The organism is Arsenophonus nasoniae DSM 15247, from assembly GCF_000429565.1.
GTDB classification, from domain to species: domain Bacteria; phylum Pseudomonadota; class Gammaproteobacteria; order Enterobacterales; family Enterobacteriaceae; genus Arsenophonus; species Arsenophonus nasoniae.
This window is the reverse complement of the sequence record NZ_AUCC01000108.1, coordinates 1-7,626: the sequence shown is the minus strand read 5'-3', so window position 1 is coordinate 7,626 and position 7,626 is coordinate 1. Positions and strand designations below refer to the sequence as shown.

Below are 7,626 nucleotides of genomic sequence, written 5' to 3'. Positions count from 1 at the left end.
GTTATTGAATTTGTATCGTGTAAGGTTGATTGAATATTATCCATTATTATTTTCCTTTTCATGAGAAATATTGAAACAAAATATATGATAATTTTGCTTGTACTTGGTTAACTTAAACTTCTTTATCTTCTAATATTCAAAAGCGATCAATCAGTTAAATACCGGAATTGTTTAGTATAAATTAAATAGGGTATAACCGATGAAGTCAGGGTTATTTTCTGTAAATGCAATTTCCATTTACATTAGTCATTTGTTAATTAAATGTTACGTAATTAAGAGTGCATGACTCTTTAATTATGTACTAAAATTATGTACTCTTGTGCCAATTTGGCATTATTTTACTTAATTTTTTCTTTATTAATTCATTTTTTTAACATTTGCACATTTTAGTTTTGGTATGCTTTTTATACTTTTACTCAATTTTGATGTCGATAATAACTTTTATTTTGGTTGTTTTTTTTCTCTTTTATCTATCGCATTATGAACCATATCTTTTTTTGCCTCTTCTAGGTATTTTTCTACCATAAAATGTACCACATCAGTCCATTTGACTATTTTTCCTGTTTTTATTGATACATCTAATGCCGCTCTTTCGATTTTCATGTGTGTTGCTTCTGTGAAAGCAATTTGTTTTCTGCTCATTTTTTCTCCTATTTTTTAGTCTTTATATTATGTCGACATGTTTACTATTTTTCATGTTTACAAATTTACTTAATTACTTGTCTGTTTTGGTTTATATCTAAAAATAATAATTTCGACATGTTTAAATGTTGACATATTGAAATATAGTTAGCTGAAAGCAGAACAGGACTTTATTCATGATTGATCTTCTTGAGCTTCAGATTCCATTTAAAGATGAGTATGTGATGAGAACGTCTCGTGATAAGGATCATGGCGGAGGATCTATCGATTTTATGCAGATTGCTAAATTAAGCGGTATTCGGCTATCTGCTCGCGATGTGGAATTTGAAATAAAAGGCGATTTATCTGTTCAGGGATTAGCGCATCCTTTTGAATCGTTACCAACGCATTTTGCCAGTTTGGGCATGAAGATTTATCAGGGAACTCATTTGATTTTCCCGCGCGTCAATCTTAAGGCTTCACCTGCCAAGCTCTTACAGGGGCATAATGTGTTTGGTTCAACCAATATTGCATTATGTGGTCTGGAGTTAATCACTAATTTAGCGGCTTCTATGCCACATCTTTTTAATTTGTTAGACGTAACGAATACCGAAGTTTCTGAGCTTCATACAACGTTATCAGTAAGATTACCGACGGAAAGTATTTGTAAACAGGTGATTGCCTATTTCAAAAATATCAGTCATGGACAAACCAAAGCCACGAAATCAAACGATTATGAATCAACCGTCTATTTTAACCGTGGCTCTAAACATAGGGAATTGTGTATTTATTATAAAGCGTTTGAACTGGCAAAACGTTTGGGTGAAATACAAAGAAAATTACGCGTTAATCCCAATGATGAGGTGTTGCTTAATCAGTTTGCCATTTTAAATGATAAACGCCTGACGGATTTTGCCAATAACCTGTTGAGGTTAGAAGGGCGATTGAAAAAACGGTTTTTAAAAGATAATCAGATCCCGATTAATTTTTCGGCGCTTTGTCTTTATCAACAACACTATGAACGTGATGGGGCTAATTTAATTTACGATCTGTGGATGAAAAGTTTTGATGATTTGCTGACGGCATTGAGGGGAATGGAAATGAATATTTATGATGATGAACATATTTTTGAACGATTAAAATCACATTATTATTCTACTACGCCAAAAGGCAACATTTCATACTCTAAAGCGCAACGGATATTTGGTTTTTATCGTCGTTTAGTGAATGAGGGTTATTTAAATGTTTTTAATTCTCTGGCAAAAAGAACATTTTATAATAATTTAATCTTATTAACCGATATTGGCATCAGTAAATCACAATTACAAAATCTCACGGGCGACAAATCTAACGTCATTCCTTTTTATAAAGTTATCAATATTGATTTTGCACAACAGCGTCCTGACTGGTATGTCGAGCCTGTGAGTGTTTTTGAACGTCAAAATAATATTTATTCATTTAAACAAGTTGCAAACGCTTAAATCAAGAAAGGTGAACCATTATGGCTGCATTGCCCTTATATCAAACGGTAATTAGTGGAAAAGTGACCCGTGTCAGTACGTCTAATGATGGACATGTTTATACCACCGTTATTTTACCCGCACCTGACCCTTATTCTAAACCGCCTATAGTCAAAATTCGTTCTAAACGGCGTGTGGGGGCGATTGATTCAGAAGTGAATGAATTGGTTTGCCGTATTTCCGGTTTTGAGCGTTCGTTTAGATATCACGATAAGCAGACAGGGCAACCCTTAACGGGTCATAACGTTGAAATGTTTCTCGATCTAGTGGAATAGGTAATGGCTATGGCTGCTCAGGAAAATAATATTGTTGGTAAGATTTGCTCAAAAGTCATGAATGACTGCCAAGTAATTGAACTGACGGTAAAAGAGTTGCCATATCAGGAACTCCTTAATATTGATTATTCAGTCGCGGCACAATTTTGGGGGATTCCTTTTACCACGGTAATTGGTCTTTGGTTATTTTCCAAGGGTCTGGGTGCAGTAATTAATATGATGAAAGGTGTTTAATTATGTTGACTAAATTAAGTTTAAATAAGTTTTTTAACAAACTTAATCTGCGCACTTTATATTTAAGTGTAGGTATTGGTTTATTCGGTGCTTTTAGTTCTGCAATGTCATTTGCCGAAGCAGCGACAGGGACAAGTACGGCTATTGATTACACGCAATTAACGAACTCCCTTAATTTCAATTCTGTCATGACGGGTATTTTAGCGGTTGCAGGTGGTCTTATTGCCGTTTATGCAGGCATGGCGGGCGTTAAGTGGGTTTTGCGTATGGTACGGGGTGCGTAACAAGGAGAGGGGCAAATTAATGCCCCTTTATATCGATGCTGACAATCGGATTTTATTTTCTGTGTTTTTTGTGGGGGCTGTTATGCGCCTGGGCAGTCATACAAGGGTTGGATTGATATTGTTGTTTTTAACGTCTTATGCTTATGCTGAAACGTGGGAGACTTTGGATAAAAGTACGTTTGATATCGATGTTATTTCTAAATCAAAAGATGTTAAGAGTGAAGACGGAACGCTTAAACGTGTTGAATATATTGATTTAACTATGCAGCAGCAGGCTTGTAGTGAGGCTAAACAATCTGCTCATAATTTATTCGATAATATGAAATCTATTTATGCTGAAGTTTACCCTGATTCACAATTTAAATTTGAGGTTAGCGAGTGTTTTTATGATGGTTCTCCGACTGAGAAAATTGTTGATTCTTACGGTGATAGTTTTTGGTTAAAAGCATCCGTTATCGGTGAGATTAAAAGGACGGTTTCTGATACTGAAAATAATAATAAGGATTTACAAACGCCGGAAGAAGTTTGCATGAATAAAAGTTCGATATCGGGTTCATTTTATACAAAAAAAGTGGGTAGTAATTATTATGCCAATGTTGATGGTTGTGAATATATTGCTAATGATGATGTATTGCTCTGTGGTGAAAAGTCGGGCACTTGTTATGCTAAATGGAATCCGACAGGAAAAACGGTAGAAGATGGAAATGGAAAAGATAATGAGAAAGAAAAAAGTGATAATAAAATTTCGGGGCAATCACCAAATGTCAATAAGGTTTTAGAATCATCTTCAGATTTCCCGCCTGTTCAACACGTTTATAATCCGGTTTCGGGGCAATCTGATTTTATTTCACCCAGTGAAAGAGAATGTGCTGATATTGTCTATCCAACGTATCAGAATGTGACAAGTTATGACGATTCGGGCAATCCTGTTGTTCGTAAAGAGCCATTCAAATTTTATAATACCTTTAATTTTATGGGGAATAATTATTTACAAAAATATGGTTGTTTATATGTGCGGACATCAGAAGGGTACAAGCCGAGTACATCTCGTGCCGTTTATGAGGCTTTTGATACAGGTAAATTAAATGATTGTACTTGGAAAAGTGGTTTTACCGAGGTTCATAACTGCTCTTATCGTGGGGAGCGTCCAAAAACACAGACAGATTCAACTAAATATTCGGGTAGTACGGGCATAAATGATGCAATTCCTTCTAATGAAGGCAATGCTAATAGTAAATCTGGCGCCAGTAGTTTAGGCAGTGCGGTTAATATTTTTCCTTCATCAGGAACCCGTCAAGCGGGTGTCAGTTCATCTTCAGGCGTTGCTTCACATTCTGGTCAATCTTCTGGCTCAACAGGTAACGGGCAAGGAACCGATTTATCACATCCCGATAATAATGAGCCGGATTTAGATTCACCGACGGCAGAATCAATATTATCGCCATTGCAGCATCTTTTTCCATTTTTGGAAAATTTCAATTTGCCGGAACGGACAGCGTCATGCCCAGTAGCGACTTTTGAGGTGTTTGAGCAGCGTTTTGTCATTGATGCTCATTGTACCTTGTTTGAAAGCATTCGTGGGTTGTTAACCCTGTTTTCAATGATTATCTGGTCATTTCTGGGATTACGGATTGTATTGTCTTCTTAAGGGGATTAAGTGATGTATGCCTTGATTGTGTCTGCATTTAATTTTTTATTAGGGTTTGTTTTTAGAACGCTGACCATTAAATTTATCGTATTTTCAGCGCTGTTTTTAGTGGTCACTGAATTTGTTCCTGTTTTGTTAGCTTTATTACCCACGTCAACGAATTTACCGGAGTTGATTGGTCAACTTCCTGATAGTGTCTGGTATTTTATGAATTTGTTTGCGGTGATAACGGGGATTAAGATTGTGATTTCGGCTTATCTGACCCGCTTTATTGTGCACCGTATTCCGGTGATAGGGTGATGTATGGCGATTTCAGCTTATGTCGGTATCCCAAGAAGCGGTAAATCCTATGAAGTGGTTTGCAATGTTATTATTCCCGCTTTTATGAAAGGTCGCCGGATTGTGACGAATATCTACGGTATTTCAGCAGAAAAAATCAGGATTTATTGTCTTGATAAAAAGAAAGCCGATGAGTCTCAATTAGGTGAAATTATCTGCGTTGATAATGAACAGGTTAAAGAGGCTGATTTTTTCCCATTTAAAACACAAACGGGTATTGCAGAAGACACTTTTTGTCAGGCGGGTGATTTGATTTGCATTGATGAAGCGTGGCGAATTTGGGAAAACAACAGGATACCGCAACAACATCGCTCATTTATAGCTGAGCATGGTCATTTTGTTAATACAGAAGGTTTTACCTGTGATTTAGTGGTATTAAATCAGTCGGTGGCTAATTTACCGTGTTTTATCAAAGATAGGATTGAGACGACTTACAGAATGACCAAACTGGTGGCGTTAGGGTTACGAAATCGCTATCGGGTCGATGTTTATTCAGGGATTAAACTGTTTAAAAATAATCGCACTTCATCCTATCAGTGCAGTTATGACAAGGCGATTTTTCCACTTTATCATTCTTATGAAGGGGGGCAAGGACAAGAGCAGGTGGTGGATAAACGTCAGAGTATTTTTAATCAATCTAAATTCTGGTTATTAACATCAGGATTGTTGTTACTGGTTATTGTTTCCGTTTATTTTCTTTATCAATTCTTTAGTGGTAACGGGATTACGCCCAAAAATCGGCCTATCTCTGAATCAGTTGATAAATCAGTGACTACTCAAAAATCACATCAAAATTCGTCGGCGCAAAATTTATCCGGTCAATGGCGTATTGCGGGCAAAATTAGTCAGCGAGGGCAAGCATGGGTGGTATTACTTAATCAGCAGGGGCAAATCCGGCTTGAGCCGTTATCTCAATTTCGTTTTTATGGTTTGCGGATGACGGGCAACATTGATGGTGACGTTGTCACAACCTATTCGGGAGGCATGAAATGAAAAGGGCATGGATAGGGGTGTTGTTAGCGGTAAGTCCGTTATTAATGGCTAAAGGCGTGATGATGGAACTGGATAACGTGCCTTTACCGCAAGCGTTGAATGTCTTGTATAGGTATGTTTTTGAGCGTCCTTTCATGCTATCACCAGAATTAATCAATGACCCTCGTAAAGTGACCTTTCGTATTACGCCAGAAATTGATGAACGGGCTTTCATTAAGCGCTATCTAAATAATTTACAGATTGCCATTCATGAACGTAATGGGATTGATTATTTAGTTTCCTTTACGCCAAAAACACCCACAGTAGTCATGGAAACCTATGTTTATCAGCCACGTTATCGCTCAGTAGAGTATTTATCGGATTTATTACGCAGCCAGTTTGACGGTAATTTTAATTCGCCTCGTAGTGGTATTTCAGTGGGGCAAATCGCACCCGAAAAGACCGGGGCGGGGACGGCTTCGGATTTTCTGAACCGGACAGGCGATGTACTGGTTTATTATGGTACTAAAGCCGATATTGCCCGATTAAAAGTATTGTTACCTAAAATTGATATTGTGACGGATGAGGTTATTGTTTCTGCCTATGTTTTTGAAGTGCAAACTGCTGAACGTAACGGGTCAGGTTTGGCATTGGCGGCCAAACTGGTTTCAGGTAAATTTAATATTGGTATCGGTAAAGAAGCCGGATTTGATAATTTTGTTCGTTTTAATTTAGGTTCATTAGATGCGTTATATGAATTATTTCGTACGGATAGCCGTTTTCATGTGGTGAGTTCACCTAGATTAAGAGTGAAGAATGGAGCTCAAGCATCATTTTCTGTTGGTTCTGATGTGCCTGTATTAGGTAAGGTGAGTTATTCTGATAATAAGCCTGTGCAGTCAATAGAATATCGTTCCAGTGGGGTTATATTAAATGTACGTCCGCAAATCCGGCAACAGGGTGTAGATTTAACCATTGACCAGTAGTTATCAAATTTTGCCAAAACTGAAACAGGTGTCAATAACAGTCCAACATTGATTAAACGTCAGGTCAATACGCAAGTGAGCGTTGCTGATGGCGATATTATTTTGTTAGGCGGTTTGGCTGAGAATAAAGTGACTGAAGTCGATACCGGATTTTCATTTTTGCCGAAGGGCTGGTTTACGGGGGCGTCGGCAGAAAATAATAAAACTGATATTTTAGTGATTTTGCAGGTGAAGAAGGTTCAGCGATGAAGGCAGGCAGCGTACCACAGCATTAGCGAGGAACGCGGCCTGTCTGAAGAGGCGAACCGACGTAGCCGGTAAGAAAATAAAACGTCGGTTTGTTGTATTACATGTTGTTTGTTAAGCGTTAAGTTGTTTTTTAGCGCTGTATAGCCAGACTTCCGATCTGACTATACAGCTATCACATAAACCTGACTGGAGGTCTATATGACTGTGTTCGATCCTACTCAATATCCGGAATTACGCAATCTTTTTCCTGAATTAACGCCAGTACAGTTTGAAACGGCATTGTTATTTGCTTTTGGCATTCCACAAAAAGAAATCTCAGTGTTGCGTTCAGTGGCGTATAAAGTGGTGAGACAGACGATAACAGAATCCAGAATGAAATTTGAGCCAGCCTCATTAACGGGATTATTAACGGTATTTCATGTTCGATTGGTGTTATTTGCCTTGTATGATTGCCAGCAACGCATTTGTAAGACATAAAAAAGGCGGTCAATCTAGGTG

The 7,626-nt window shown here is 37.6% G+C and carries 9 protein-coding genes and 1 pseudogene; 9 read left to right on the top strand and 1 reads right to left on the bottom strand.

Going from position 1 to position 7,626, the window contains the following annotated elements; all coding sequences use genetic code 11:
* Window positions 1-441 precede the first annotated feature (441 nt).
* A complete protein-coding gene (locus G468_RS0115090; protein WP_026823782.1) occupies window positions 442-642 on the bottom strand; it encodes a hypothetical protein in 201 nt (66 codons plus the stop codon).
* A gap of 176 nt (window positions 643-818) precedes the next feature.
* Here G468_RS0115090 and G468_RS0115085 point away from each other — a divergent pair, with 176 nt between their 5' ends.
* From G468_RS0115085 to G468_RS0115045, 9 genes and pseudogenes are all read left to right on the top strand, one after another.
* The gene (locus G468_RS0115085) at window positions 819-2,102 is read left to right on the top strand and encodes a phage/plasmid replication protein, II/X family (RefSeq protein ID WP_026823781.1); all 1,284 of its coding nucleotides are present in this window, start codon (window positions 819-821) and stop codon (window positions 2,100-2,102) included.
* Window positions 2,103-2,122: 20 nt separating this feature from the next.
* Window positions 2,123-2,416 (top strand): hypothetical protein, encoded by a 294-nt coding sequence (locus G468_RS0115080; protein WP_026823780.1) that lies wholly within the window; start codon window positions 2,123-2,125, stop codon window positions 2,414-2,416.
* 3 nt (window positions 2,417-2,419) lie between these two features.
* A complete protein-coding gene (locus G468_RS21335) occupies window positions 2,420-2,650 on the top strand; it encodes a hypothetical protein (protein ID WP_034250139.1) in 231 nt (76 codons plus the stop codon).
* A 2-nt stretch (window positions 2,651-2,652) separates the two neighbouring features.
* Window positions 2,653-2,934 (top strand): major capsid protein, encoded by a 282-nt coding sequence (locus tag G468_RS24885; RefSeq protein ID WP_246067177.1) that lies wholly within the window; start codon window positions 2,653-2,655, stop codon window positions 2,932-2,934.
* Window positions 2,935-2,953: 19 nt separating this feature from the next.
* Complete coding sequence (locus G468_RS0115065; RefSeq protein ID WP_026823778.1) at window positions 2,954-4,582, top strand: hypothetical protein; 1,629 nt, start codon at window positions 2,954-2,956, stop codon at window positions 4,580-4,582.
* Window positions 4,583-4,594: 12 nt separating this feature from the next.
* Window positions 4,595-4,882 (top strand): DUF2523 family protein, encoded by a 288-nt coding sequence (locus tag G468_RS0115060; RefSeq protein WP_026823777.1) that lies wholly within the window; start codon window positions 4,595-4,597, stop codon window positions 4,880-4,882.
* Between the two features lie 3 nt (window positions 4,883-4,885).
* On the top strand, window positions 4,886-5,914 hold the full coding sequence (locus G468_RS0115055; RefSeq protein ID WP_026823776.1) for a zonular occludens toxin family protein: 1,029 nt from the start codon (window positions 4,886-4,888) through the stop codon (window positions 5,912-5,914).
* A pseudogene (locus tag G468_RS21330) lies at window positions 5,911-7,128 on the top strand (type II secretion system protein GspD). Before G468_RS0115055 ends, G468_RS21330 begins: the two are co-directional and overlap by 4 nt.
* Before the next feature lie 198 nt (window positions 7,129-7,326).
* Window positions 7,327-7,605 carry a hypothetical protein gene (locus G468_RS0115045; RefSeq protein ID WP_026823775.1) on the top strand — a complete coding sequence of 93 codons (279 nt, stop codon included), beginning with the start codon at window positions 7,327-7,329 and terminating at the stop codon, window positions 7,603-7,605.
* Window positions 7,606-7,626: the final 21 nt, after the last annotated feature.